At 71.1% G+C, this 26303-nt stretch carries 21 protein-coding genes; 13 read left to right on the forward strand and 8 right to left on the reverse strand.

Going from position 1 to position 26303, the window contains the following annotated elements:
- Positions 1–22: 22 nt before the first annotated feature.
- Positions 23–1696 carry a serine/threonine-protein kinase gene (locus WA675_RS01635; RefSeq protein ID WP_336081258.1) on the forward strand — a complete coding sequence of 558 codons (1674 nt, stop codon included), beginning with the start codon at positions 23–25 and terminating at the stop codon, positions 1694–1696.
- A gap of 81 nt (positions 1697–1777) precedes the next feature.
- Here WA675_RS01635 and WA675_RS01640 read toward each other — a convergent pair whose 3' ends face one another.
- A complete protein-coding gene (locus WA675_RS01640; RefSeq protein WP_336081260.1) occupies positions 1778–2632 on the reverse strand; it encodes a LysR family transcriptional regulator in 855 nt (284 codons plus the stop codon).
- Positions 2633–2766: 134 nt separating this feature from the next.
- Between WA675_RS01640 and WA675_RS01645 the strand changes: the two genes are divergently transcribed.
- The 4 genes from WA675_RS01645 (at position 2767) to WA675_RS01660 (ending at position 12596) form a co-directional block, all read left to right on the forward strand.
- Positions 2767–4104, forward strand: coding sequence for an NAD(P)/FAD-dependent oxidoreductase (locus WA675_RS01645; RefSeq protein WP_336081261.1), 1338 nt, complete (start codon positions 2767–2769; stop codon positions 4102–4104).
- Between the two features lie 190 nt (positions 4105–4294).
- Positions 4295–5119 carry a GNAT family N-acetyltransferase gene (locus tag WA675_RS01650; protein ID WP_336081263.1) on the forward strand — a complete coding sequence of 275 codons (825 nt, stop codon included), beginning with the start codon at positions 4295–4297 and terminating at the stop codon, positions 5117–5119.
- Between the two features lie 5 nt (positions 5120–5124).
- Complete coding sequence (locus WA675_RS01655; RefSeq protein ID WP_336081264.1) at positions 5125–6069, forward strand: lysophospholipid acyltransferase family protein; 945 nt, start codon at positions 5125–5127, stop codon at positions 6067–6069.
- Between the two features lie 368 nt (positions 6070–6437).
- Entirely contained in the window at positions 6438–12596 is a 6159-nt protein-coding gene (locus WA675_RS01660; RefSeq protein ID WP_336081265.1) for a non-ribosomal peptide synthetase, read from the forward strand.
- 9 nt (positions 12597–12605) lie between these two features.
- Here WA675_RS01660 and WA675_RS01665 read toward each other — a convergent pair whose 3' ends face one another.
- Together WA675_RS01665 and WA675_RS01670 are read right to left on the reverse strand one after the other, a co-directional pair.
- Positions 12606–13205 carry a TetR/AcrR family transcriptional regulator gene (locus WA675_RS01665; RefSeq protein WP_336081266.1) on the reverse strand — a complete coding sequence of 200 codons (600 nt, stop codon included), beginning with the start codon at positions 13203–13205 and terminating at the stop codon, positions 12606–12608.
- An 80-nt stretch (positions 13206–13285) separates the two neighbouring features.
- Positions 13286–14137: a 3-hydroxybutyryl-CoA dehydrogenase gene (locus WA675_RS01670; protein ID WP_336081267.1), complete on the reverse strand. Its 852-nt coding sequence runs from the start codon at positions 14135–14137 to the stop codon at positions 13286–13288.
- A 260-nt stretch (positions 14138–14397) separates the two neighbouring features.
- On the opposite strand from WA675_RS01670, the gene WA675_RS01675 reads away from it, so the two are divergent.
- Entirely contained in the window at positions 14398–15276 is an 879-nt protein-coding gene (locus tag WA675_RS01675; RefSeq protein WP_336081268.1) for an LGFP repeat-containing protein, read from the forward strand.
- Between the two features lie 273 nt (positions 15277–15549).
- Here WA675_RS01675 and WA675_RS01680 read toward each other — a convergent pair whose 3' ends face one another.
- Positions 15550–15762, reverse strand: a complete 213-nt coding sequence (locus WA675_RS01680) for a hypothetical protein (RefSeq protein ID WP_336081269.1) — start codon at positions 15760–15762, stop codon at positions 15550–15552.
- A gap of 97 nt (positions 15763–15859) precedes the next feature.
- On the reverse strand, positions 15860–17044 hold the full coding sequence (locus WA675_RS01685; RefSeq protein WP_336081271.1) for an NAD(P)/FAD-dependent oxidoreductase: 1185 nt from the start codon (positions 17042–17044) through the stop codon (positions 15860–15862).
- A 120-nt stretch (positions 17045–17164) separates the two neighbouring features.
- Here WA675_RS01685 and WA675_RS01690 point away from each other — a divergent pair, with 120 nt between their 5' ends.
- On the forward strand, positions 17165–17572 hold the full coding sequence (locus WA675_RS01690) for a hypothetical protein (protein ID WP_336081272.1): 408 nt from the start codon (positions 17165–17167) through the stop codon (positions 17570–17572).
- Positions 17573–17605: 33 nt separating this feature from the next.
- Here the strand turns inward: WA675_RS01690 and WA675_RS01695 are convergent, their stop codons facing one another.
- A complete protein-coding gene (locus WA675_RS01695; protein WP_336081273.1) occupies positions 17606–18589 on the reverse strand; it encodes a hypothetical protein in 984 nt (327 codons plus the stop codon).
- A 70-nt stretch (positions 18590–18659) separates the two neighbouring features.
- On the reverse strand, positions 18660–19283 hold the full coding sequence (locus WA675_RS01700; protein WP_336081274.1) for a TetR/AcrR family transcriptional regulator: 624 nt from the start codon (positions 19281–19283) through the stop codon (positions 18660–18662).
- On the opposite strand from WA675_RS01700, the gene WA675_RS01705 reads away from it, so the two are divergent.
- From WA675_RS01705 to ligA, 6 genes are all read left to right on the forward strand, one after another.
- A complete protein-coding gene (locus WA675_RS01705; protein WP_336081275.1) occupies positions 19252–19530 on the forward strand; it encodes a hypothetical protein in 279 nt (92 codons plus the stop codon). The two genes, WA675_RS01700 and WA675_RS01705, sit on opposite strands and share 32 nt — an antisense overlap.
- A gap of 90 nt (positions 19531–19620) precedes the next feature.
- Positions 19621–20847, forward strand: a complete 1227-nt coding sequence (locus WA675_RS01710) for a cysteine desulfurase family protein (RefSeq protein ID WP_336081276.1) — start codon at positions 19621–19623, stop codon at positions 20845–20847.
- A complete protein-coding gene (gene mnmA, locus WA675_RS01715; protein WP_336081278.1) occupies positions 20847–21962 on the forward strand; it encodes a tRNA 2-thiouridine(34) synthase MnmA in 1116 nt (371 codons plus the stop codon). The genes WA675_RS01710 and mnmA overlap by 1 nt, the downstream gene beginning before the upstream one ends.
- Positions 21963–22324: 362 nt before the next feature.
- Complete coding sequence (locus tag WA675_RS01720) at positions 22325–23341, forward strand: methionine synthase (RefSeq protein ID WP_336081837.1); 1017 nt, start codon at positions 22325–22327, stop codon at positions 23339–23341.
- Positions 23342–23399: 58 nt separating this feature from the next.
- Positions 23400–23564: an AbrB/MazE/SpoVT family DNA-binding domain-containing protein gene (locus WA675_RS01725; protein WP_336081839.1), complete on the forward strand. Its 165-nt coding sequence runs from the start codon at positions 23400–23402 to the stop codon at positions 23562–23564.
- A gap of 74 nt (positions 23565–23638) precedes the next feature.
- Entirely contained in the window at positions 23639–25756 is a 2118-nt protein-coding gene (gene ligA / locus WA675_RS01730) for an NAD-dependent DNA ligase LigA (protein ID WP_336081280.1), read from the forward strand.
- 27 nt (positions 25757–25783) lie between these two features.
- Here ligA and WA675_RS01735 read toward each other — a convergent pair whose 3' ends face one another.
- Positions 25784–26137, reverse strand: a complete 354-nt coding sequence (locus WA675_RS01735) for a hypothetical protein (protein WP_336081282.1) — start codon at positions 26135–26137, stop codon at positions 25784–25786.
- Between the last annotated feature and the right edge of the window lie 166 nt (positions 26138–26303).

Below are 26303 nucleotides of genomic sequence, written 5' to 3' on the forward strand. Positions count from 1 at the left end.
AACCGGGGGACGGAAGGGACTGATGGTGCTGGATGTGGGGGCGAGCTTCGCCGGATACCGCCTGGAACGCGTGCTCGGTCAAGGCGGTATGGGCACGGTGTACCTCGCCCAGCATCCCCGCCTGCCGCGCAGTGTGGCGCTGAAACTGCTCAATCGCGAGTTCTCCGGCGACCGGGAACTCCAGCGGCGCTTCGAGCAGGAAGCCGATGTCGTCGCGCAACTGGATCATCCGGGCATCGTCGGGGTGTTCGATCGGGGCAGCGACGACGGCTACCTGTGGATCGCCATGCAGTTCATCCGCGGCACCGACGCCGCCACCTGGGATTCGCGGGCGCACGAACCGGGTGTCACCGCGCGGCTGATCGGGGAGACCGGCGCGGCCCTCGACTACGCCAACCAGCACGGCATCCTGCACCGCGACGTCAAACCGGGCAATATCCTGATCGCCGAGCCCGACCACGGCCTCCAGCAGCGCGCCGTCCTCACCGATTTCGGCATCGCCCGGGTGACCACCGCCGCCACCCAGCTCACCGCCACCGGCACCTTCACCGCCACCATCGCCTACGCCTCACCCGAACAGCTCTCCGGCGAGGTCGTCGACCACCGCAGCGACCAGTACTCCCTGGCCTGCACGCTGTTCGCCCTCTACGCCGGGCACCCGCCGTACGCCTCGACCAACCCCGGCCAGGCGGTCATGGGCCACCTCTCCCAACCGGTTCCCCGCCTCAGCGCCAGCCGAACCGACCTGCCGCCCGCGCTCGACGGGGTGATCGCCCGCGCGATGGCCAAACGCCGCGACGAACGTTTCGGCAGCGCCACCGAATTCACCGACGCCGTCCGGGATGCGCTGGAAGGCAAGCACATCGCCGCACCGCCGATGTTCCAGCCGTGGAGCGGTCCGGCGCGGGCGCACGGTTCCGGTGAGCACGCCGTGCCGGGGCAGTCGTGGGCCGGGGGCGCGCAGCAGCACGGCGCGGGTGGACAACCGTGGGCCGGGGCCACACCGCATGGCTCCAGCGGGCAGCCGGGAACCGGCGGCCAGCCTCACGGCTCCGGTGAGCATGCGCAGCAGGCAGCCGAAGGGCGGTCGCCGCAGCACCAGGGTTCCGGCGAGCACGCGCAGCAGAGTGGCACGGCGCGACCGTATGGCGCGCACGGCCAGGGTCGGCAGCAGCCGATGTGGCCGCAGCCGGAATACGGTGTTCCGGTCGGTGATGTGCAGAGGCCGTGGGCACACGGAAACCCTTGGCAGCAGGCGAGTCTCGGTCCGGAGCCGAGCAAGGCCGGGGCGATCTTCGCCGGTTCGGTCACCTTGCTGATCAGTCTGGGCATCTTCGCATTCCTGATCTACGGCATCACCGAGACGCTGAAGGAGATCGACCGAGGCGACGACCCCACCGGCTCGTTCATCGCCATCGCCGTGCTCATCGCGATCGTCGCCTTCACCGGCAGTGGCGGTCTGCTGTTGCTGCTGGCGCGGACCACCGGCCGTGTCCTGACGATCTTCACGGCGGTCATCGTGGCTGTGTTCGCGTTGATCATGGTGATCGTGCTGACGGTGCAGTCGGAGTATGTCGGCACCGCGATCAGCGCGGCGGTGTTCGTCCTCGCGGCGAGCCTGGTCGCCTGCGCGGCCTCCACGACCACCGGCCGCTGGATCAGCTACCGCAAAGCCCTGCGTACCCAGCGCTGGTGACCGCGCGGGCAGCACTCCCATCGGCGCGGAATAGGTCCGCACAACCCACGCCGCTGCTGAACGCGCGGGGTGCGCCCGGTGTCATCTTCTCCGCAACGCGTCGAGCAGCGTGTTGACGATGGTGTTCTGCCGGGCCTCCTCGCGCAGCACCGCCGAGACCGGGATACGTAGGCGGTGGTCGGTGAGGTCCAGGGTGAGCAGGCCCTTGGTGGGGCCCTCGTAGAGGATCGTCCAGGATTCGGGGCGGTTGAGCAGCTCCATGGTGGCGGTGTGGTCGGGCGGGATCGGCGGGCCGTAGGTGGGGCCGGTGGGGAGGTCGGCGAAGGCCGAGCGGATCAGGGTGTGCAGCAGCACCTGTTCCTGTTCGGGGGGCAGCAGCAGTGGGTAGGGGGCCAGGTCGGCGAGGGTGACGGCGCCGCGTTCGGCCAGCGGATGGCTGCTGGAGATGGCGATCACCAGGTCCTCCACCCACAGCTGCTCCACCGCCAGCCCGGGCTGGTCCACGCTGCCGCGGATCAGCGCCAGATCGCAGTCCCCGTCGGCGACGGCGTTGATCCGCTGCCGGAACGGCTTGATCACGTACTCGATCTCGGCGTCGGGGTGCGCGGCGCGGGCGGCGGCGATGGCCGAGAGCGAGGGCGCGGCGAAGGACATGTTCGCGGCCAGCCGCACCCGCGGCCCGGTGGTGCGCACGGCGGCCCGGATGGCCGACTCCAGGCTCAGCATCTGTTTGGCCAGCGGCAGCAGCCGCAGGGTGGCGTCGGTGGGCACCACCGCGCGGGTCGTGCGCTCGAACAGCTGGGCGCCCAGATCACGTTCCAGTCTCGCGATCTGATGGCTGATCGCGGACTGGGAGATGAAGCAGCGGTTGGCAGCGCGGCTGAAACTGAGCTCCTCACACACCGCGACGAAGTAGGCCAGTTGACGCAGTTCCACCAGGTAGCTCCCATTCATTAGTTATGCAGATAAGAGTGATCTCCAGTATGCGCCCAGGCAGTGGAAACATCTTCATTCCGCATCGCGTTTACTCATAGGAAAGGACTCATTACCGATCTTGGAGCGTTGTGATCATGGAACACACAGATGTCGTCATCGTCGGCTCGGGCTTCGGCGGGCTGGCCGCGGCGAAGCAGCTGGCCAAGTCACGAATCAACTACGTCCTGATCTCGAGCACGCCCGAGCACCTGTTCCAGCCGCTGCTGTACCAGGTGGCCACCGGCGTCCTCACCGCCGACGAGATCGCCCCGCCGATCAAGAACGTACTGCGCCGCGTGCCCACCGCCGACGTGCGCCTGGGCAAGGTCACCGCGATCGACGCCGACGCCGCCGTGCTCACCTATGAGACCGCCGAGGGCACCCGCCAGATCGGCTACAGCTCGCTCATCGCCGCCACCGGCGCCAGCCAGAGCTACTTCGGCCGCGACGACTTCGCCGAGAAGACCTATTCGCTCAAGACCATCGACGACGCCCAGCGCCTGCGCGCCCAGATCGCCCGCGTCTTCGCCGAAGCCGAGCACGTCGACGAGGTGACCCGGCGCAAGCTGCTCAGCTTCGTGGTCGTCGGTGCCGGTGCGACCGGTGTCGAGGTCGCGGGCCAGATCAAGGAACTCGCCAAGCGGCACTTCCACCAGCCGGTCTCGGTGACCCTGGTCGAGGGCGCGGGCGAGGTGCTGCCGCCCTTCGGTGGCGGCCTGTCGGAGTACGCCAAGCGCTCGCTGACCGACAGCGGCGTCGAGGTGCTGCTGGGCACCTTCGTCACCGATATCGAGGAAGGCAAGGTGACCGTCCGCGACAAGGAGGGCATCGAGCGCCGCATCGCCGCCGAGACCGTGGTGTGGTCGGCGGGCGTGCAGGTCGGCGGATTCGCGAAGCTGCTGGCCGAGGCCACCGGCGCCGAGACCGACCGCGCGGGCCGCCTGCTGATCAACCCCGACCTGACCGTCGGCGGCCACGCCGACATCTACGCCATCGGCGACATGACCTCGCTCAACGGCTACCCCGGCCAGTCGCCGGTGGCCATGCAGGAGGGCCGCCACGCCGCCGACATCATCCGCCGCAAGAAGCCCGCGGGCACGCCGTTCGTCTACTGGGACAAGGGCAGCATGGCCGTGATCAGCCGCTTCAGCGCGGTGGTGAAGCTCAACGAGAAGATCACCTTCCGCGGCACCATCGCCTGGACCATGTGGCTGGCCGTGCACCTGCTGTACCTGGTGGGCTTCCGCAACCGGTTCGCGGCGGTGGCCTCGTGGCTGGTCGCCTTCATCGGCACCGCCCGCCCGGGCTTCGCCGACACCACCCCGGCTCCGGCCGCGATCCAGGCCCCGGAAGACACCCCGAAGGCCGAGGCCGAGCAGGCCCCGGCGCGCACCGAGGACGACTCGCCCGCCCGCGAGCCCGCCACCGTCTGACGCACCCCACCGACGACCCGCCGCACCCCGCGGCGGGTCGTCGTGTTCGACGGCAATCCCGCAGGTCGGCGAACGTTTCGAGACCGTTCGGTGAACGGCCGGTATGACCGAGGTCTCGTTCACCGAGTCGGCATCGCGGCGACACTTCGCGGTCAGCCCGATGCCGATTCGGGCTGGCTTCATCAGCGGTATGACTATTACGTCAGTACTGTCGGCGCCCGCTCGTCCGACGGGCACAGGGGTGGAGAAGTCTCAGTACTCGCTGGTGGTGGCCTCGGACGCCGAACACCGCGAGGCCGCGCAGCGTCTGCGCTATCAGGTGTTCGCCAACGAACCGGGCTTCGTCATCCCCGACGACGGCACCGGCCGCGACGCGGACCGTTTCGACGAACACTGCGACCACCTGCTGGTGCGTGACGAGTTCACCCAGCAGTTCGTCGGCTGCTACCGCATGCTCCCGCCGGACAAGGTCGCCGCCGCGGGCGGGTACTACACCGCCACCGAATTCGACCTCACCCAGCTCGACCCGACCGGTCACCGGATCGTCGAGATGGGCCGGGCCTGCGTGGTGCCCGACCACCGCAACGGCTCGGTGCTCACCCTCATGTGGGCGGGCATCCTGCATTACATCCAGCTCACCGGCTACGACTGGGTGATGGGCTGCGTCTCGGTGCCCATGCGGGACACCCCGCAGGACCCGGCCGGGGTCAATGTGCGCGGCGTGCGCGACCTGCTGCTCGGCCGCCACGCCTGCGATCCGGAGCGCCGGGTGCACCCGTACCGTCCGGTCGTCGTCGACGGTGTCGCCCTCGACGACCTCACCCCGCCGAGCCGCCCCAAGCTGCCGCCGCTGTTACGCGGCTATCTGCGCCTGGGTGCCGAGATCTGCGGCGAACCGGCGCACGACCCCGATTTCGCGGTCGCCGACTTCGTCGCCCTGCTCGGCATGGAAACCATCAACACCCGGTACCTGGAGCGGTTGCAGAGCGCGGCCGCCAATTTCGACGGGAAGTAACCGCCATGGTGTTCGACGCGCCGCCCGCCATCGCCTCGCATTCGTGGATGCCGTCGAGCCCCTGCGGGCCCGCCTGCATCACGCCGACCGATCAGGTCGGCACCGCCCACACGCTGGCCCGGCTGGCCGGTGTGGTCGGGCTGGTCCTGAGCTTCCCCGTGCTCACCGTGGCCACGCCGAGGGCCCGGCGGGAGCGGATGCAGCGCCGCTACGCGCGGGTCGCGCTGCGCTGCCTCGGCCTGCGGCTGCGGATCGTCGACAACCGTCCCGGCGGCGGTGACGGCTTCGCCGCCCCGGACACCGGTGTGCTGGTGGTGGCCGGGCACATCGGCTGGGCCGATGTGGTCGCGCTGGCCGCCGTGCAGCCGGTCGGCTTCGTCGCCAGGGCCGACATGGTCGACTGGCCGGTGCTGGGCGGGCTGGCCCGGCTCACCCGGGTGATCCCGATCGAGCGCGCCCGGCTGCGGGAACTGCCGGGCGTGGTCGAGCAGGTGGCCCGGCGGCTGGGCACCGGCCAGCGGGTCGCGGTATTCCCTGAGGGCACCACCTGGTGCGGCCGCGCCTACGGTTCGCTGCGCCCGGCGCTGTTCCAGGCCGCCGTCGACACCGGCACCCCGGTGCAGCCGGTACGGGTGCGCTACCTCGACCGCGACGGAATGCCCTGCACCGTCCCGGCTTTCGTCGGCACCGACACCTTCGGCGATTCCGCCAAGCGCGTGCTGCGTAGTAGGGGCATGACCGTGGAGATCGTCCTGGAACCTCAGGAGCACCCCGGCACCGACCGCCGGGAACTGGCCCGGCGCTGCACGGCCGCCGTGCGCGGCGCCGACACCTCGCGCCACGGCCTGGCCGACACCGAGTGGATCGCGTCCAGCACCACCCGGGTACAGGATCCGTCGGTGGGGGAGCGGGCACCGGTTCGCCGAACCGTGATGGCTACTCGCTGGTAATCAGTTATGTTCGTTTTGTACATCCCGGGGGTCGCGGTCGCGGCCTCCGGGATGTGGCGTCGATGGGCATCTTTCCCTGAGGATGCGCTGGTCGGCGCCGCTCGGCGTGGTCGGTCCCGAATGTGAAAAGGCGGTGTCCGGCCGAGGGGAGCCGTGCGCGTGAATGTCCTGCGTATGGCCCGGATAACAAACCGGGCAGTCGGCTATACCCACTCATCGATACTCCGAAACATTCGGATTGCCGCTGGACGGTGATTGATGACATATTTGCCGTACCGTCCCGCAGGTTTTCGCCGATACCCCCGTGTAGCCGAGAGTCCGACCGGACGACGGGCAGGGTGATCCGAGGTGAAGGGAATCGATAACCGGTGACCGAGCAAGCTTCTGGCGTACGCCGTCCCGCCGCACGCCGCGGCCGCCGCACGCCGGTGTCCACCCTGCCCAGGCTGCTGCTGGCCGCCGTCGAACGCGCCCCCGACGCGACCGCGCTGCGCTTCGCGGGTCACGGGCTCACCTACACCGAACTCGACCAGCGGTCCTCGCAGCTGGCCCGCGTGCTGATCGGGCGCGGAGTTGGCCCCGGTGACCGGGTGGTGCTCGCGCTGACCCGCTCGATCGAGGCCGTCGTCGCGGTGTGGGCGGTGGCCAAGACCGGTGCCGCCTTCGTCCCCGTCGACCCGCGCTACCCGGCCGAACGGGTGGCGCACATGCTCACCGATTCCGGCGCGGGTTTCGGCGTGGCCACCGCCGCCGACGCCGCCCGCCTGGATGCCGGATTGCGCTGGCTCGCCCTGGATTCCGCCGAGTACGCCGCCGAGCTGGCCGCCACCTCGGACGCCCCGGTGCTCGCCGCCGACCGCACCCGCAGGCTCTACCCCGACGACATCGCCTACGTCATCTACACCTCCGGATCCACCGGCGTGCCCAAGGGCGTCGCGGTCACCCACACCGGCCTGGCCGGGCTGTGCGCCGAGCAGATCCGCCGCTTCGGCATCACCGGCGCCGCGCGCACCCTGCACTTCGCCTCGCCCAGCTTCGACGCGAGCATTCTGGAACTGCTGCTGGCCATCGGCGCGAGCTCGACCATGGTGATCGTCCCGCCGGAGATCTACGGCGGCGACGAACTGGCCGAGCTGCTGCGCGCCGAGCGGGTGAGCCACGCCTTCATCACCCCCGCCGCGCTGGCCGGGGTCGACGGGTCGGCGCTGCCGGATCTGGCGGCCATCGTGGTCGGCGGCGAGGCCTGCCCGCCGGACCTGATCGCCCGCTGGTCGGCCGGTCGCGAGTTCTTCAACCTCTACGGCCCCACCGAGACCACCGTCGCGGCCTCGATCAGCGACCCGCTCACGCCCGGCGACCTGATCACCATCGGCGCCCCCATCCCCGGCATGACCGCGCTGATCCTCGATGCCCGGCTGCGCCCCGTCCCCGACCGGGTGCCCGGCGAGCTGTATCTGTCCGGCCCCGGCCTGGCCCGCGGCTATCACGCCCGCGCCGGGCTCACCGCCGCGCGCTTCGTGGCCGACCCGGTCACCGGCGGACGCCTGTACCGCACCGGTGACCTGGTGAAATGGGAACGCACCGCCGACGGCTCGACCCAGCTGGCCTTCCTCGGCCGCACCGACGCGCAGGTCAAGCTGCGCGGCTTCCGCATCGAACTCGGCGAGATCGACGCGGTCCTCGCCGCCGACGCGGCCGTCCGCTCGGCGACCACCCTGGTGCGCACCCTGCCCAGCGGCGCCGACGCCCTCGTCGCCTATGTCGTCCCCGAGCCCGGCGCCACCATCGACACCGCCGCGCTGACCCGCCGCGCCGGGCAGCGGCTGCCCCAGCACGCCGTGCCCGCCGCGATCGTCGTCATCGACCGGCTGCCGCTGACCCCCGTCGGCAAGCTCGACCACCGCGCCCTGCCCGCACCCGAACTCACCGCCCGCGCCTTCACCGCCCCGAGCACCCCCACCGAGACCACCGTGGCCGCGACCTTCACCGAGCTGCTCGGTGCGGGGGAGGTCGGCCGCGAGGACGATTTCTTCGCCCTGGGCGGCAATTCCCTGCTCGCCACCCAGCTCGCGGGCCGCCTCGGCGCCGCCACCGGCCTGCGGGTGCCCGCCCGCACCGTCTTCGAACACGGCACCGTCGCCCAGCTGGCCGCCGCCCTCGATAAGCTGACCGGCACCGCCTCGGCCCGCCTCCCGCTGACCCGCCGCGAGCGCGGCCCCCTGGTGCCGCTCTCGCTGGCCCAGCAGCGCATGTGGTTCCTGGCCCGCCTGGACCCCGGTTCCAGCGCCTACAACATCCCGGTCGCCCTGCGCCTGTCCGGCCCGCTGGACACCGCCGCGCTCACCGCCGCCCTCGACGACGTGCTCGACCGGCACGAGGTCCTGCGCACGGTGTACCCCGAGATCGACGGCGCGGGCCACCAGCGGGTGCTGCCCACGGCCGAGGCCGGGCTCGACCTGACGTCCAGGCCGATCCACCCGACCGACCTGCGCGCCGAACTGGCCCGGCTGACCACCGGCGGCTTCGACCTGTGCGCGCGAGTTCCGGTGCGCGCGGCCCTGTTCCAGCTCGGCACCACCGAACACGTGCTCGCGGTGGTCGTGCACCACATCGCCACCGACGGCTTCTCCCTCGGCCCGCTCACCCGCGACCTGGTGACCGCCTACAGCGCCCGCGCCCGGGGCGGCGCCCCGCGGTGGCAGCCGCTGCCGGTCCAGTACGCCGACTACACCCTCTGGCAGCGCGAGATCCTCGGTGCCGCAGACGATCCCGCCTCCCTGCTGGCCCGGCAGTTGGACTTCTGGCGCACCGAACTCGCCGGTGCCCCCACCCTGCTGGAACTCCCCACCGACCGGCCCCGCCCGCCGGTCGCGGGCAGCCGCGGCGCCGCGCACCACTTCGTGCTCGACGGCGAGCTGCACCGCGGGCTGGAAACCCTGGCGCGCGAACACAACGCGTCGCTGTTCATGGTGGTGCGGGCCGCGCTGGCGGTGCTGCTGGCCCGCGTCGCGGGCACCGACGACGTCACCGTGGGCGCCCCGGTCGCCGGGCGCGGCGAACCCGAACTCGACGATCTGGTCGGCATGTTCGTCAACACCGTCGTGCTGCGCACCAGGGTCGACACCGCCGAATCCTTCACCGCCCTGCTGGACCGGGTCCGCGAGACCGACCTGGCCGCCTTCGCCCACGCCGACGTGCCCTTCGAACAGCTTGTCGCCGAACTGGATCCGCCGCGCTCGCAGGCCCACCACCCGCTGTACCAGGTGGCGCTGTCGTTCCAGAACTTCGCGGGCGCCCGGCTGGAACTGCCCGACCTGGTCGTCGCCGCGGTCGACCTCGGCGACGAGGTGGCCCCGACCGACCTGCAGCTCACTGTCGTCCCACAGGCGGACGGCGCCGGGCTGCGCTGCTCCTGGCGCTATGCCACCGACCTGTTCGACGAGTCGACCATGGCCACCCTCGGCCTGCGCCTGGCCGGGCTGCTCGCGGCGGCGGTCGCGGCCCCCGGGCGTCCCGTCGGTGACCTGCCGCTGCTGGTCGAGGCCGAGCGCGCCGAGCCCGCGGGGGAGGTGCGGCTGATCCCGGACGCCACCCTGCTCGACGAATTCCGGGTGCGGGCCCTGCGTCACCCCGACGCGCCCGCGGTGACCTTCGGCGATCTGACCCTGAGCTACGAGGCGCTGGCCGACCGGGTCAACCGGCTGGCCCGGCTGCTGGTGGCCACCGGCGTCGGCCCCGGCGGCACCGTCGGCGTGGCGATCCGCCCATCGGTGGAGCTGGTGGTGGCCATGTACGCGGTGTTCGCCGCGGGCGGCGCCTACGTGCCGATCGACCCCGACGCCCCGGCCGAGCGCCGTGCCGACATCCTGGCCGTCGCGGGCCCGGTCTGCGTGCTGACCACCTCCACCGACGCCGTCGAGGTCACCGGCACGCCGCTCATCGCGGTGGATCTGGTGGTGAATTCCGGTGCGCTGTCGGCCTTCCCGGCCCGGTGGCTGACCGACGCCGACCGGCTGCGGCCGCTGCGCACCCTGGATCTGGCGTACGTGATCTTCACCTCCGGCTCGACCGGCAAGCCCAAGGGTGTCGGCGTGCCGCACGCGGCGATCGTCAACCAGGCGGCGTTCATGGTGGGCGAGTACGGCGTCGGCCCGGATGATGTGGTGCTGCAGTCGATTCCGTTCACCTTCGACGCCTCGATGATCGGTTTCGCGGCGCCGTTGCGCGCGGGCGCGCACATGATCGTTGCCGCCGCGCACGGGCTCACCGACCCGGCCTATCTCGCGGACATCGTTGCCCGGCACCGGGTTACCGGGACCACCATCGTGCCCTCCGTCCTCCAGATGCTGCTGGCCGCGGCCCCGGCGGGCGCGCTGGGCTCGCTGCGCGCGGTCTGGGTGGGTGGTGAGGCGCTGCCCACCGCGACGATCGACCGGTTCACCGCCGCCACCACCGGCAGGCTGCACAACCTGTACGGCCCCACCGAGGCCACCGTGTCGATCACCGGCGCCGACGTGACCGAGGTGGGTGAGGGCGTCGTCCCGATCGGCCACCCGCACTGGAACTCCCGCGCCTACGTCCTCGACGCGCGGCTGCGGCCGGTGCCGCTGGGCACCCCCGGTGAGCTGTATCTGGCCGGTGCCCAGTTGGCCCGCGGCTATCTGGGCAGCCCGGACAAGACCATGGAACGTTTCGTCGCCGATCCCTACGGCCCGGTCGGCGAACGCATGTACCGCACCGGTGACCTGGTGCGCAGGCTCCCGTCCGGCGACCTGACCTACCTGGGCCGCACCGACGTCCAGCTCAAACTGCACGGCCTGCGGATCGAGCCCGGCGAGATCGAGGCCGCGCTGCGCACCCATCCGGCCGTGGCCGGGGCGGCCGTCGCGGTGCGCCACGAGCAGCTCGTCGGGTATGTCGTCCCGGTCGCGCACGCGGTCGTCGACGTCGCCGAGGTGCTGGCCGCGGTGCGGAACCTGCTGCCGCCCTACATGATTCCGCACCGGCTGCTGGTGCTCGGCGAGTTCCCGCTCGGCGCCACCGGCAAGCTCGACCGCAAGGCGCTGCCCACCCCCGCCCAGGAAGTCCGCGCCTACACCGCCCCGGCCACCGACGACGAACGGGCCGTCGCCGAGGTCTTCGCCGATGTCCTCGAACTCGACCGGGTCGGCCGCGACGACGACTTCTTCGTCCTGGGCGGCACCTCGCTCTCGGCCATCCGGGTGCGCGCGGCGCTGACCGGGCGGCTGGCCGTCGAGGTGCCGCTACGCCTGCTGTTCAGCTATCCGCTGGTCAGCGACCTGGCCCTGGCGGTGCGCGACGAGTCCGCGGCCTCGGCCACCGGACCGGACCCGGCCGCCGACATCGTCCTCGACCCCGCGATCGACCCCACCGGCTGCGCCCCCGCGCGTCCCGGTGCGCCGCGACACATCCTGCTCACCGGCGCCACCGGCTTCCTGGGCAGCTTCCTGCTACGCGAGCTGCTCGACCGCACCGGCGCCACCCTCCACTGCCTGGTCCGCGCCGCCGACGACGCCACCGCCGTGGACCGCGTCGTCACCACCGCCGCGACCTACGGCATCGACCTGTCCGGAGCTCGGCACCGGCTCGTCGGCGTGCCCGGCGATCTGGCCCGGCCGGGGCTGGGGATCGAGCCGGACCGCTTCGCCGAGCTGGCCGAGCGGATCGACGTGATCTATCACAACGGCGCGCTGGTCAACCATCTCGAACCGTATGGGCGGATGCGCGCGGCCAATGTCGGTGGCACCACCGAGGTGCTGCGGCTGGCCACCACCGCGCGGCTCACCCCGATCCACTATGTCTCGACGCTGTCGGTGCTGGCCGGAATCCCGCAGGACAGCGGCATTCCCGGCGGCCTGCCCGGCTACGCGATGACCAAGTGGGTGGCCGAACAGCTCGTGCACATCGCGATCGAGCGGGGTGTCCCGATCGCCGTCTACCGGCCCGGCCTGATCACCGGCGATTCGGTCAGCGGCGCCGCGCCCGCCGAGGACGCCTGGTGGACGATGCTGCGCGCCATGCTCGTGCTCGGCGTGGCCGTCGACGTGCGCGCGATCGGCGTCGAGATGGCCCCGGTCGACCACGTCGCCGCGGGCATCGTCGGCCGCTCGCTGGACCCCGCCGCCCTCGGCAATATCTACCGCGCCGCTGGCTCCCAGGTCCCGCTGCACCTGGTCTACGAAGAGATCCGCCGCCGCGACTACCGCTTCGAGTTCATCGACCCGCTCGAATTCGGTCGCACCCTGACCACCGCCGCCGAACAACCCGACGCCGACCCCATCCTGGCCAGGGCCTCGGCCCTGAGCGGCAACTACGCGGCCGTGCTGGCCAAGGCGACCCCGGCCACGGTCCTCACCTCGGTCGAGGCGGGCGCGCCCGCGGAGGTGTTCCGTGGGCTGCCGATCGATTTCCCGCCGGTCGACGCCGCCGTCATCAGCCGCTATTTCGAGCACTACATCGAGACCGGCTTCTTCCCGGCGCCGGGAGGTCATCTGCAACCGGCGTGAGCGGGCCGGTCAGGGACAGAAGGCGCGCAGCGTGCGCTCGACCAGCGCGTCGGCGTAGTCGTCGGTGAGCGGGCCCGTGCGCAGCAGCCAGCGCTGGAACAGCGGTGCGTAGAGCATCTCCAGCACCAGGTCGAGATCGGCGCCGGGATCGAGCTGGCCCGCCCGCTGGGCGCTGCGCAGGCGCTGCTTCTTGAGTTCGTCGACCGGGCCCGCCAGCTTCTCGCGGTACTGGGCGGCGAGCTCGGGATCGGTGATGATCTCGGTGTTGAGCGCGCGGATCGGGCGCTCGAAGTCCGGGTCGGCGAACTCGGCGACGGTCGCGCGCAGCACGAGTTTCAGGTCGGCGGCCAGGTCGCCGGTGTCGGGCAGCCGCATTTCCTGGCCGTCGGCGGACTCGCTCAGCGCGAGGAAGGCGTCGAAGATCACCGCGCCCTTGGACGGCCACCACCGGTAGATGGTCTGCTTGCCCACCCCGGCCCTGGCCGCGATGGCCTCGATGGACACCTTGCCGTAGCCGACCTCGGAGACCAGCTCGCGGGTGGCGGCGAGAATGGCCTGGCGCGAGCGTTCACTGCGCCGGGAGGCGGCCGGAGGGCGATCGTTCGTCATCAGCGTAGGTTACCACCGAAGCGAGACGATACGGTTCGTTCGACGCCCGCGGGAGCCGGACCGGCTCCCGCGGGAACCGATCACTTCGCGTAGTCGTAGAACCCGCGACCGGACTTGCGGCCCAGCCGACCCGCGTCGACCATCCGGCGCAGCAGCGCGGGCGGGGCCAGGTGCGGCTCGGCGAACTCGGCGTAGAGCGACTCCGCGGCGGCCAGCGCGATGTCCAGGCCGACGGTGTCGAGCAGGGTCAGCGGGCCCATCGGGTAGCCGCAGCCGCCCTTCATGGCCGCGTCGATGTCCTCGGCGGTGGCGTAGCCGGACTCGAGCATCCGGATGGCCGAGCAGAGGTAGGGGATGAGCAGCGCGTTGACGATGAAGCCGGAGCGGTCACCGGCCTGCACGGTCAGCTTGCCCAGGGTGTTCTTGGCGTAGTCGGTGACGGCCGCGGCCGCCTCCGGCGCGGTGACCAGGGTGGAGATGATCTCCACCAGCGGCATCACCGGCACCGGGTTGAAGAAGTGCACGCCCACCACGCGCTCGGGACGCTCGGTGGCGCCCGCGACCTTGATCACCGGGATCGAGGAGGTGTTGGTGGCCAGGATGCCCTCGGGCTTGACGATCTTGTCGAGCTTGCCGAAGATCTCGTACTTCACCGACTCGATCTCCGGGGCGGCCTCGATCACCAGGTCGCGATCGGCGAACTCGGCGATGTCGAGGGTGACCCGCACGCGCGCGAGCACGGCGTCGGCCTCCTCCTGGGTGATCTTGCCCTTGGTCACACCCCGGCCGATCGAGGTGGCGATGCGCTGCTCGGCGGCCTCGGCGAACTCCGGCTTGGTCTCGAGCACCAGCACTTCGCTGCCCGCCTTGGCGCAGACCTCCGCGATTCCGGCACCCATGGTGCCGCCACCGATCACACCGATCAACTTCACTGCTGTCACTCCCACTATCGCGTTCCGCTTCAGATCACGGAATCATTTCATGCCCGCCCGTCGCCGGGCTGATCCGGCGGTGGCGACGAAATTCACATCCGTCCGTCACCAGGGGTGCTCCGGCCCGGGCCGGGCAGACGGGCTCGCGTTGCGAGGCGATAACGGTGCTTAGCGTACGTAACGATTCCGCAGGCCCGGTAACCGCGCCCGGCGCCCCGGCGAACTGGCATGAACAGCATTCGACTCCTGGAGAGGACACCATGCAGCACAACCTCTTTCGGCACTCCGCTAGGCGGATCGGGATCGGCGCCGCCGCCGTCTCGATCGCGGCCGCCGGACTGGTCCCACTCGCGGCCGGACCGGCCGCGGCCCAATCCGGCTGGCCCCTCTGCGGGGTGACGAGCGCGCCGCAGACCCTCGCCGCGGGCTCGGCGATCGACGACCGCTACCACAGCGACCCGGCCCTGCGCGATCTGCTCGGCGCCCCCACCGGCCCCGAGCGTGAGAGCGAGGAGGGCGGGGTGTTCCTGCGTGACTACGCGGGCCCGCCCGGATGGCCCGGCATCCTGTACTCGCGCGCCGACACCGGCGTGCACGAGGTGCACGGCCTGATCAAGGAGACGATGTGGAACGCGGGCGGACACCGCGCGACCGGCGTCCCCATCACCGACGAGTGCCCCACCGCCGAATACGGCGGCAAGTACAACCACTTCAGCCGCGGCGGCACCACCCCCGAGTCCTCGATCTACTGGCGCCCCGGCGAACAGGCCCACTGGGTCCACGACTACGGCCAGAACGGCTACGGCATCCACCGCAAGTGGGCCGACTCCGGCTGGGAGACCGGCCGCTACGGCTGGCCCACCACCAACACCATGAGCCTGGAGAACGGCTGGTACACCCACTTCACCGGCGACGACCAGCAGGGCGCCTCGATCTACTGGAGCCCCGGCACCGGCCCGCACGGCGTCAACGGCCGCATCCGCGACCGCTGGGCCGCCCTCGGCTGGGAACGCTCCTACCTCGGCTACCCGGTGACCGACGAATACGACATCCCCGGCGGCAAACGCAGCGACTTCACCGGCGGCTGCGTCACCTGGAACCGCGCCACCGGCACCGTCACCGATTCGGCGACCTGCTGAGCCCGGTCCCAGCGGGGCCGGAGACCGCGGAGGGCGATGTCGGCCACGTCGTCGGCGAACGATTCGTCGTGCGGGCCGGGGGAGATCCGCTGACGCCGCGAGATCGTGGACGCGGCGGTCGCGTTCACCGAATCCCTCCAGACCACCGGGATCGCCGGGGGAGTGCTCGGTGCCGCCGCGGTGTACGCGCTGACCCCGCGCGACACCGACATCACGGTGCGGGCGCACCGAGCCGACGGCCCGGCCCCGTTACCGCGCCGTCGCCCCGTCCGCCTACTGCGCCGGAATGACGATCGGTCCGCAGGTATTGGCGCCGACGTAGCAACCGATCGCGGTGAACAGCGACTGGGCCAGCTCGGCGGAACCGGTGCCCGCGGAGCCGCTCGACGGCGACTCGGCGGCGGCGGGACCGGCGGCCGCGACCAGTGCGGCGGTGAGGGCGAGGGCGGCGGTGACGGTGCGCGCGGCGCGGGTGGTGCTCATCATTCCGGCAGCATATGGCCGATCCGCCCGCCCGGAATGCCCCCGAATGCTGGGGCTGGCGGCGACCGAAGCCCGGCCTCGGTCGACCGCCCGCGACCGCTCACGCGATCGGTACCGCGTGCTCGCGCTGGGCCAGCAGCGTGGGCCGGTACTTGCCGTCGGGGAACCACCGGTGCGAGCCCGGTGCGGTCGCCTCCTTGGCCAGGTGCTTGATCCCGGCCTCGCAGGCGAATTCCTTGAGCTTGCGGCCCACCGCTCCGGCGAAGAACAGCCGGATGCCGGTCTCGTTCCTGCGACCGAGCTGGTAGATGCCCGCGTGACGGCCGAAGCTCAGGCACATGGCGGGGAACGACATGTCGACCGGGGTGGGCTGGTCGCCCGCGAGGCGGTGCAGCAGGGTGTCGGCGGCGTGCGCGCCGAGGCAGTAGGCGGTGTAGGCGCTCATCCGGAACGGGATGTCCGAGGGGACCGACGCGTCGCCCGCCGCGACGATGCGGTCGTCGTCGACGCTGGTCAGCGTCTCGTCGGTGCGCAACCGCCCGATGGCGTCGGTGCTCAGCCCGCTGCGCGCGGCCAGCTCGGGCACGCTGAAACCGGCCGCCCACACGGTGACGGCACTGGGCAGTGACCGGCCGTCGGCGAGTTCCACCGAATCCGCCGTCACGGCGGTGACGGCCGCCTCGGCGCCCTCGATGACGCGCACACCCAGCTTCGTGAGATACCGGTGCGCCCGACGCCGCGCCTTCGGGTGCAGGAACGCGATCAGCGCGATCCCGCACACCAGCGTCACCCGGCGCCCCCGCTCGGCCAGCTCCGCGGCGGTCTCGACCCCGGCGGGCCCACCCCCGACCACCGTCACCGGCGCCGTCATCGGCGTATCCCACAGCACCGACCGCAACCGCCCGGCGGCCTCGAAAGTCGCGGCCGGGTGGGCGTATTCGGCGACGCCAGGCACCGGCGGTTCGGCATCGCCACTGCCCACCGCGTAGACCAGGTAGTCGTAGCCGATCGGATCGCCATCGGCAGTCATAACTCTGCGCTCGGCCACATCGATCCGCGTCACACTGTCGACCACCAGCCGGACATTCTCGGCCAGGATGTCCCGGTAGTCGACGACCGCGTCGTGGGTGCCGCCGACCAGTTGATGCATCCGCAACCGCGGCACGAAGACCTCGCGCGGATTGATCAGGGTCACGGTGACGTCCGCACGCTGGGTCAGGCGGTTGGCCGCCATGACACCGGCGTACCCGCCACCGACCACCACGATGTGATTCTCGGTGCTCATGTCCTGTCTCCTTCGTCCAGCAAGGGTTCGGACACAAGACGCCGCCCGCCCCATCCCCGTGACAATGTGTGATGTGGATCACATGGCGGGGTGCGATCTGAGATGTGGTGAGATGGGCGGATGAGACGTCAGGGGGACGTGGCCGCCTCCGGTGGCGCGGCGATGACCGCCGCGATCCTGTCGGCGGTCATCGCCGGTGTGTGCGCGGTGGTGGCCCTGCTGGTCGCCGCGGTCGTCGGCAGTCTCGAAGATGCCATCGGTGACGATTCGGGGGCGAGCATCGTGGTGGCGGTGGCACTCGAGGTGCCGATCCTGATCTGGTTCGGCGGTTCGGTCGCGATGCTGTTCCGCCGACGGGTGGGCCGATGGATCGTCGCGGTGTTCGCTGGAATCGGGACCTTCGGCGCGGTCTCGGTCGCGGTGGGCGGTGCGTCGGGGGCCAGGCTCTGGGCTGTGCTCGCCACTGTCGTGTTCGGGGTCATCTTCGCACTGACGGTCAGCCGCTCGACCGGCCGGTGGATGCGCTGAGGTCCGCTCGGCACCCGGTCGCGGGAGTGGTGGTCACGGTGCGACAGCCGGGTCGCCGGGGTGCGCATCGGCGTCGGGTGACGCGGGGCGGGTCCGCCCGCGAAGCCACAGGTAGCCGACGGTAGTAGCGGCCAGTACGACGAAGTGGAACACGACGTCGTCAGTCCGGCCACCATTCGCGACGAGGAACAGACCGAACAGCCACAACGCCAGCACGGCGCCGAGACAGCCATTGAGCTGATGGCGTCGGCTCCAGCCCGGTCGCGCCACCCACTGGCGCAGGATTCCGGCGACAGCGGCGGCGAAGAGCAGTGCGGCCAGCGTCCACACCAGAAACGGGGCCGGGCTGCCGATGAAGGCGACCACATACAGCATCAGCCACGCCAGTCCCGCACCGAATCCGACCCAGCCGACGGTCGCGGCCGTGGGGCACCGCTTCGTCGACATGCCGTCCCACGGTCGCCCGCACCTGCCCGCCGACCACACCAGGATGATCACCGCCGCGACCCCGCCGATGATCTGCCAGGCGGACAGGCGGAAATCGGACCGAACGAGCGAAATGAACACGAACACGGCGAACCCGACGGCGAACACCGCCGCGACGACGGTCAGCATCGAACGCGACAGCCAGGCGGTGTGTCGCTGGGCGGGAAAGATCAGGTGCGTCAACACGATCGGGATGACGATGCTCCATACCGCGTGGTATCCGGTGACCACGACCGCCCACAGCCAGTTCACCTCGAGCGCCCGCCCGTAGACGGTTTCGCCGTCCATGCCTTGCGGATTGAAGATCGTCTGTAACCCGAGCCCTTCCTCGAGGACGCCGAAGGCGACGGCGAGCGACAGCAGCCCCCACCCGTTGAGGCCCCGGCGTCGCGCTACTTCCCGGATCAGCAGTACGCCCGCACCGTAGAAGCAGAGGATCGCGACGGCTCGCAGCGGTTGGGCGAGATAACTGAATCGGAATGCCGCCCCGACGATTTCGCCGATCAGCGGTGACAGCACGAACAGCACCACGACCGGCGACACCGTCCCCGCTGTCGTGGCGGAGCGCTGGGGGCGCACCCGCGGGCCGGTCGACCGGTCCCTACCTGTCGGCATGATCGTTTTCCTCCTCTGTCACGGCGATGCCGTTGACGAACAGTGATGGCCAGTGGCGCTCGAACACGGCGCGGTCGACCTCGCCGCGGTCCCGGATCTCCCGTGGCAGGTCCGTCATCGCGTTCATCAGGACCGAAGCGGCGAGCCGGGCGTCCGTCGGCCGGAATTGGCCGCAGTCTTGTCCTTCGACGATGAACGAGCGCAATTCCGCCAGACCCTTGACCCGCTCGGCATCCTCGGCCGTCCCACCTGCCTGGTCATGCCGTTCGAACTGCGTCAGCACGAGCATGGCCGGTAGGTTGTCGAGGCAGTACGCGGCGAACCGCCGCAGCATTCCTTCCAGCGCCGAGACATAGCTGTCGTCCACCTCGACGGGCTGCATCGCTTCGTCGACTCGCTGTTGGATCGTCGCGCGCATCTGGTCGATCAGACCCTGCCGGGACCCGAAGTGATAGTTGATCAGTCCCGGGCTCACCCGCGCGCGAGCCGCTATCGCGGCGTTCGACGCCTTCGCCAGCCCCACATCCGCGATCGTCGCGATCGCGGCATCCACGAGTTGCCGTCGCCGTGCCAGCTCGATGAAGCTCGCCGTCCCCTTCGCTGATGCCATAGTCAGAATTTTAACCAGTGCATCAAAACCGGCGCTGATCGCCGCCGCTCAGGCTGTGCAGTCCGCGGCCGAAGGGGAGATCGCGCTGCTCGAAGGCCAGATCGCCGAACTCGGAGATCGCGACCCTGTTCCTGGCGAGACCGAGACCGTGATCGCGACCCGCCGAGGCGCCGTGCTGGCACCGAACGCTGAGCGAAGCAGGTGGCGCAAGATCGTCGGCCGCCGATTCGGGAATGCGGAGAGGTGATACACGTGTTGTGACCAGTGTCAAAATCGTAGAAATCAGGGGGGTACCCCGAAGATGCCCAGGTCAGCGGTGGTATAGGCTTTGTCGGTCATGAAGTCGGCTTATTCGGGTCCGGTCAGCGGAGCGCCCACAACGGTCTACCTCGATCATGCGGCGACCACTCCGATGCTGCCCGCCGCCGTCGAGGCGATGACGGCTGCGCTCGGGATGGTCGGGAACGCCTCGTCGTTGCACGGGTCGGGGCGGGCGGCGCGGCGGTCGCTGGAGGAGGCGCGCGAGTCGATCGCGGCGGATCTGGGGGCGCGGCCCTCGGAGGTGATCTTCACGTCCGGGGGGACCGAGAGCGACAATCTGGCGGTCAAGGGGATCTTCTGGGGGCGCCGGGCGGCGGATCCGCGCCGGACCCGGATCGTCACCAGCGCGGTGGAGCACCACGCGGTGCTGGACGCGGTCGAGTGGCTGGAGCAGCACGAGGGCGCGCGGGTCAGCTGGCTGCCGGTGGACGCCGACGGGGTGCTCGATCCGCAGGTGCTGCGCGCCGAGCTGGCCGCGCACGCCGACGAGGTGGCGCTGGTCAGCGTGATGTGGGCCAACAACGAGGTCGGCACGGTCGAGCCGATCGCCGAATTGGCCGCGGTCGCCGCGGAATTCGGTATTCCGATGCACAGCGACGCGATCCAGGCGGTGACCCAGCTTCCGGTCGATTTCGGGGCCAGCGGGCTGTCGGCGCTGAGCGTGGCGGGGCACAAGGTGGGCGGTCCGCACGGGATCGGCGTGCTGCTGCTGGGCAGGCAGGTGCCGTGTGTGCCGCTGGTGCACGGCGGGGGACACGAGCGCGATCTGCGCTCGGGGACGTCGGATGTGGCCGCCGCGGTCGGGCTGGCCGCTGCCCTGAGCGAGGCCGTGGCCGAGCTGCCCGCGCGCGCCGAGCGGCTGCGTGAGCTGCGCGACCGGCTGATCGCCGGGGTGCGCGAGGTCGTGCCCGAGGCGCTGCTCAACGGGCCCGCCGACGCCGCGCGCCTGCCGGGCAATGCCCATTTCACTTTTCCCGGCTGCGAGGGCGACTCGCTGCTCATGCTGCTCGACGCCGCGGGCATCGAGTGTTCCACCGGCTCGGCCTGCAACGCGGGCGTCGCCTCGCCCAGCCATGTGCTGATCGCGATGGGGGTGGAGCCGTGGCAGGCGCGCAGTTCGCTGCGGTTCTCGCTGGGTCACACCTCGACCGGGGCCGATATCGACGCACTGCTGACCGTGCTGCCGCAGGTCATCGACAGGGCCAGGGCCGCGGGCCTGGCCGGCGCTAGAGGAGGTGCCTGATGCGAGTTCTCGCCGCGATGAGTGGTGGTGTCGATTCGGCGGTGGCCGCGGCGCGGGCCGTGGACGCGGGCCACGAGGTGGTCGGCGTGCACCTGGCGCTGTCGGCCAACCCGGGCACGCTGCGCACCGGGTCGCGCGGCTGCTGCTCCAAGGAGGACGCCGGGGACGCGCGCCGCGCGGCCGACGTGCTCGGAATCCCGTTCTACGTCTGGGATTTCGCGGACCGCTTCAAGGAAGACGTGATCGACGATTTCGTCGCCGCCTACGCCGCGGGGGAGACCCCGAATCCGTGCCTGCGCTGCAACGAGAAGATCAAGTTCTCCGCCCTGGCCGACCGGGCCGCCGCGCTGGGCTTCGACGCTGTCGTCACCGGGCACTACGCCCGGCTGGAGGACGGTGTGCTGCGCCGCGCGGTCGACGCCGACAAGGACCAGTCCTATGTGCTCGCGGTGCTCACCGCCGAGCAGCTGGCGCGCGCGATGTTCCCCGTCGGGGACACCCCGAAGCCGCGCATCCGCGAGGAGGCCGCCGAGCGCGGTCTGGCGGTGGCGAACAAGCCCGACAGCCACGACATCTGCTTCATCCCCTCCGGCGACACCCGCGCCTTCCTCGGCGCCAAGATCGGCATCCGGCCGGGTGCGCTGGTCGATGCCGACGGCACGGTGCTCGGCGAGCACGAGGGCGTGCACGGGTTCACCGTGGGCCAGCGCAAGGGGCTGGGGCTGACCCACACCGCCGCTGACGGCAAGCCGCGCTATGTGACCGGGATCGATCCCGAGTCGGGGACGGTCAAGGTCGGTTCGGCCGAGGACTTGCAGGTCGACGTGATCACCGCCGACCGGGCGATCTGGACCTCCGGCGTACGGCCGGACGGGCCGGTCGAGTGCGTCGTGCAGGTGCGCGCGCACGGCGGCACCGCGCCCGCCGTGGTGGAGCCGGTGGGTGACGGGCTGGTGGCCCGGCTGCGGGAGCCGCTCACCGGCGTCGCGAAGGGGCAGGCCATCGTGCTGTATCTGCCGGATGCCGAGGGCGGGGATACGGTGGTCGGCAGCGGCACGATCAACGGCACCGATCGCTCCGGGGCCGTGGCGGACGCGGTCGACGCGTCGGCTTGATCCACCCCGGCGCGCCGGATCGTCTGCGGGCTGCCGCGCAGATCCCGTGGTCAGTCACCGCGAGCCGGGGTGTCGATGGCCCGCTCGATCGTAGTGAGCCTGGGTGCGGAGGGTCTGCTCGGTCGTAGTGAACCCGGCTGCGTAGGGTCGGCTCGGTCACGGTCGGTAGGGATGTATGGGTCAGGTGCGGGCAAGATGGCGAACAGTGGTCGCGGGCATCGCCGGATCGGCGCTGACGCCCGCGCGACACCGGGTTCGCGCCGGGACGGTGCGGGGCCGACGAGTTGAAAGGTGTTGAGCGCGTGGCATTGTGGCGGAGCGAGAACTCGCGGGAGGTCGCCGCACCGGAGCCGGTCGACCTGCTGACCGGCGGCGTCGCCACCGGCATCGGTTCCTGGCCCGGCACCGACCCGCGCGAGGCCGCCGCGACGATCATCGGTGAACTGCCCGCGCTGCCGCATCTGGTGGAGCTGCCGGAGCGGGGGATCGGGGCCGACATGATCGGGCGGGTCTCGGCGCTGCTGGTCGACCTGCGCTTCGACTCGACCACACGGGGTTACCGGCTGGCCGCGCGGCCCGGCGCGGTGTCGCGGCGGGCCAGGGATGTGCTGCGCGCCGACCTCGACGCGATCGAAGAAGCTTGGGAGACAGCGGGTCTCGCGGGGACCGGGCGCGTGGTGAAGATCCAGTCGGCGGGTCCGCTCACGCTGGCCGCCGAGGTCGAGCTGCCCGGTGGGCATCGCGTGCTCACCGATTCCGGGGCGGTGCGCGATCTGTCGGAATCCCTCGCCGAAGGGCTGGCCCGGCATGCCGCGGAGGTGCGCAGGCGGCTGGGTGCCGAGGTGATCGTCCAGCTGGACGAACCCCGGCTCACCACCGTCCTCGACGGTTCGCTCCAGGGCCCCAGCATCCTCAACACCATTCGTGCGCTGCCCGAACCGGAGGCCCTGCACATCCTCGACACGGTCATCACCGCCCAGTCCGCGCCGGTCCTGCTGCACACCTGCGCCTCCCGCCCCGCCCTGTCCACCCTGGGCCGCACCGCCGCCGCGGGCATCTCCTTCGACGCCTCGACCATCACCACCGCCGACCTCGACCCCCTCGGCGAGATCCTCGACGCGGGCAAGAAGGTCGCCCTCGGCCTGGCCCCCACTGCCGCCCCGGCCACCCCGCCCACCTGGCGCACCATCGCCGAACCCGCCGTCCGCCTCATCGACCGCCTCGGCTTCTCCCGCCGCCTCCTGGCCGACCAGATCCTGATCACCCCCACCTGCGGCCTGGCCACCGCCACCCTCCCCTGGTCCCGCCATGCCCTCACCCTCCTCACCGAAGCCGCCCGCGCCCTCACCGAGGACCCGGACTCCATCACCGCCGACTGACCGCCGCCCGCGCTATCTCTAATAGCGAGCTGTCTAATAGAGGGAGGTCGACGTGCGGATGAACGCGAACGGGCAGGTCACCATTCCCGCCGAGCTACGGGCGAAATTCAACCTGCGGGAGGGTGACGAACTCGATGTGGTCGAGGACGGCGGCACCCTGCGCATCGTGGTCCGCGGCGGTGCGGACAGCGTGACCGCACCTACTTCCCCCGGCTCGCGGTGATCGGGCCCGAATAGGGCTGCGACGTGCGGGAACGGTGGGCGGAAGTGTCGGTGGGGTCGGCTAGGGTTCGAGGGGTGAGCGACATCGGGGTTTCGACGGGTGTGGAGGTGGCGGGGGCGACCGCCGAGCAGCGGGTGCGGTGGCAGGAGCTGGCCGAGCGGGTGCGCGAGCATCAGTTCCGGTATTACGTGCGGGACGCGCCGATCATCAGTGACGGCGAGTTCGATCTGCTGCTGCGCGAGTTGCAGGCGCTCGAGGACGCGCATCCGGATCTGCGGACGCCGGATTCGCCGACCCAGCTGGTCGGTGGTGGGTTCGCGACCGAGTTCACCGCGGTGGACCATCTCGAGCGGATGCTGTCGCTGGACAATGTCTTCGACTACGACGAGCTGCGGGCCTGGGCGAGCCGGGTCGAGGCGGAGGCGGGCGCGGATCCGCACTATCTGTGCGAGGTCAAGATCGACGGTGTCGCACTGAATCTCGTCTACGAGCACGGCAAGCTGGTGCGTGGGGCGACCCGGGGTGACGGGCGCACCGGCGAGGATGTCACGCTCAACGCGCGCACCATCGAGGACATCCCGGCCGAACTCGCCGCGAGCGAGCGGTTCCCGATCCCGGAGCTGCTCGAGGTGCGCGGCGAGGTCTATCTGCGGCTCGAGGACTTCGCGACGCTCAATGCCCAGATCGTCGCCGAAGGTAAACCGCCGTACGCGAATCCGCGCAATACCGCCGCCGGGTCGCTGCGGCAGAAGAACCCGGCGATCACCGCGCAGCGCGGGCTGCGGATGATCTGTCACGGCTTCGGCCGGATCGACGGGTACCGCCCGGAATCCCAGCACGAGGCCTACGCGGCCCTCACCGCCTGGGGGTTGCCGGTCTCGGCGCACACCCGCCTCGTCCAGGGCATCGACGCGGTGATCGAGCGGGTCGCCTACTGGGGCGAGCACCGCCACGATATCGAGCACGAGATCGACGGCCAGGTGATCAAGATCGACCAGACGGCGTTGCAGCGCAGGCTGGGCGCCACCTCGCGCGCCCCACGCTGGGCCATCGCCTACAAATACCCGCCCGAGGAGGCCACCACCACGCTGCTCGACATCGAGGTCAATGTGGGCCGCACCGGCCGGGTCACCCCGTTCGCGGTGATGGCACCGGTGTCCATCGCGGGGTCCACGGTGTCCATGGCCACCCTGCACAATGCCTCGGAGGTGGTGCGCAAGGGTGTGCTGATCGGGGACACCGTCACCATCCGCAAGGCGGGCGATGTGATCCCCGAGGTGCTCGGGCCGGTGGTGGACGCCCGCGACGGCACCGAGCGCGCCTTCGTCATGCCCACGCACTGCCCGAACTGCGGCACCGCCCTGGCGCCGGAGAAGGAGGGCGACGCCGATATCCGCTGCCCCAACCAGCAGCACTGTCCCGCGCAGCTGCGCGAGCGGGTGTTCCATCTGGCCGGGCGCGGCGCCTTCGACATCGAGGCGCTCGGCGACAAGGCCGCCGACGCCCTGCTGCGCTTCGGCGCCATCGTCGACGAGGGCGACCTGTTCGGCCTCGACGAGCAGCGATTACTCGACGTCCCGCTGTTCACCAATCAGAAGGGCCGGCTCACCCAGAACGGGCACCGGCTGCTGGAGAACCTGCGGGCGGTGCGGGACCGGCCGCTGTGGCGGGTGCTGGTCGCGCTGTCGATCCGGCACGTCGGGCCGACCGCTGCTCGGGCACTGGCGGCGGAGTTCGCCAGTCTCGAGCGCATCGAATCCGCGACGGTGGAAGAACTCTCGGCCACCGACGGCGTCGGGCCCACCATCGCCGCCGCGGTGGTGGAGTGGTTCACCGTCGACTGGCACCGGGTGATCGTCGGCAAGTGGCGTGCGGCGGGCGTGCGGATGGAAGACGAACGCGACGACACCATCGAGCGCACCCTCGAGGGCCTGTCCATCGTGGTCACCGGCTCGCTGCAGGGCTTCACCCGCGACGGCGCCAAGGAGGCGATCCTGGTGCGCGGCGGCAAGGCGGCCGGTTCGGTGTCGAAGAAGACCGCGTTCGTGGTGATCGGCGAGGCGCCCGGCGCCAAGGCGGCCAAGGCCGAGGAGCTGGGCGTGCCGATCCTCGATGAGGACGGCTTCCGGCTGCTCCTGGACGCCGGACCCGCTGCGGTCACCCCCGCGCCGGAGCCCACCGAGGACGAGTAACCGGCCGCCGCGGGACGCCGGACCCGCTCAGCGTGGGGTGACGGTGACGGTGTTGCCGAGCTGCGTCCTCATATCGAAGGTCGCGCACTGCCCATTGCTGATCTCGACGTGGCGCGTGGTGGTCTTCCTGGCCTTGACCTCGACATCGACGGCCACATGCGTGCCCGACATCGAGCACACCTTCGACACCGGCGCCTCGGTATAGGACACCGACCCGGCCCCCTGACAGGAATTCGTCGAGTTCCCGAGGAACACCCGCGCGGTCCCGTTCGGGCACGGATCGGCCACCGCCGCCGGTGCCGTGACCAGTGCGACCGGCACCAGCGCACCCACCGACACCGCCGCGACGACTACGCCGCGAATCATTACCCGAACTGCCATCACGCGCACCTGTTCTCGTCACCGATCCGGAGTCCGCGCGCCGGTCGGCCGCGGTGCCCAGCATGGTAATCCGTCGGTCTCGTGCGCGCGCGGCCATCGCTGGACGGTCGGCGCCGCGGAGGTCGTGCGCGGGCAGGTGCCGACCGGTTTGTTCGTTCCCGCTGTG

The organism is Nocardia sp. SSK8, from assembly GCF_037034205.1.
GTDB lineage: Bacteria > Actinomycetota > Actinomycetes > Mycobacteriales > Mycobacteriaceae > Nocardia.

Bases quoted from the DNA above. Each gene is read 5' to 3' on its own strand.
- WA675_RS01635 (WP_336081258.1), top strand. From the start codon at position 23: ATGGTGCTGGATGTGGGGGCGAGCTTCGCCGGATACCGCCTGGAACGC.
- WA675_RS01645 (WP_336081261.1), top strand. From the start codon at position 2,767: ATGGAACACACAGATGTCGTCATCGTCGGCTCGGGCTTCGGCGGGCTG.
- WA675_RS01650 (WP_336081263.1), top strand. From the start codon at position 4,295: ATGACTATTACGTCAGTACTGTCGGCGCCCGCTCGTCCGACGGGCACA.
- WA675_RS01655 (WP_336081264.1), top strand. From the start codon at position 5,125: ATGGTGTTCGACGCGCCGCCCGCCATCGCCTCGCATTCGTGGATGCCG.
- WA675_RS01665 (WP_336081266.1), bottom strand. From the start codon at position 13,205: ATGACGAACGATCGCCCTCCGGCCGCCTCCCGGCGCAGTGAACGCTCG.
- WA675_RS01675 (WP_336081268.1), top strand. From the start codon at position 14,398: ATGCAGCACAACCTCTTTCGGCACTCCGCTAGGCGGATCGGGATCGGC.
- WA675_RS01680 (WP_336081269.1), bottom strand. From the start codon at position 15,762: ATGATGAGCACCACCCGCGCCGCGCGCACCGTCACCGCCGCCCTCGCC.
- WA675_RS01685 (WP_336081271.1), bottom strand. From the start codon at position 17,044: ATGAGCACCGAGAATCACATCGTGGTGGTCGGTGGCGGGTACGCCGGT.
- WA675_RS01690 (WP_336081272.1), top strand. From the start codon at position 17,165: ATGAGACGTCAGGGGGACGTGGCCGCCTCCGGTGGCGCGGCGATGACC.
- WA675_RS01705 (WP_336081275.1), top strand. From the start codon at position 19,252: ATGAAGCTCGCCGTCCCCTTCGCTGATGCCATAGTCAGAATTTTAACC.
- WA675_RS01700 (WP_336081274.1), bottom strand. From the start codon at position 19,283: ATGGCATCAGCGAAGGGGACGGCGAGCTTCATCGAGCTGGCACGGCGA.
- WA675_RS01710 (WP_336081276.1), top strand. From the start codon at position 19,621: ATGAAGTCGGCTTATTCGGGTCCGGTCAGCGGAGCGCCCACAACGGTC.
- mnmA (WP_336081278.1), top strand. From the start codon at position 20,847: ATGCGAGTTCTCGCCGCGATGAGTGGTGGTGTCGATTCGGCGGTGGCC.
- WA675_RS01725 (WP_336081839.1), top strand. From the start codon at position 23,400: ATGAACGCGAACGGGCAGGTCACCATTCCCGCCGAGCTACGGGCGAAA.
- WA675_RS01735 (WP_336081282.1), bottom strand. From the start codon at position 26,137: ATGGCAGTTCGGGTAATGATTCGCGGCGTAGTCGTCGCGGCGGTGTCG.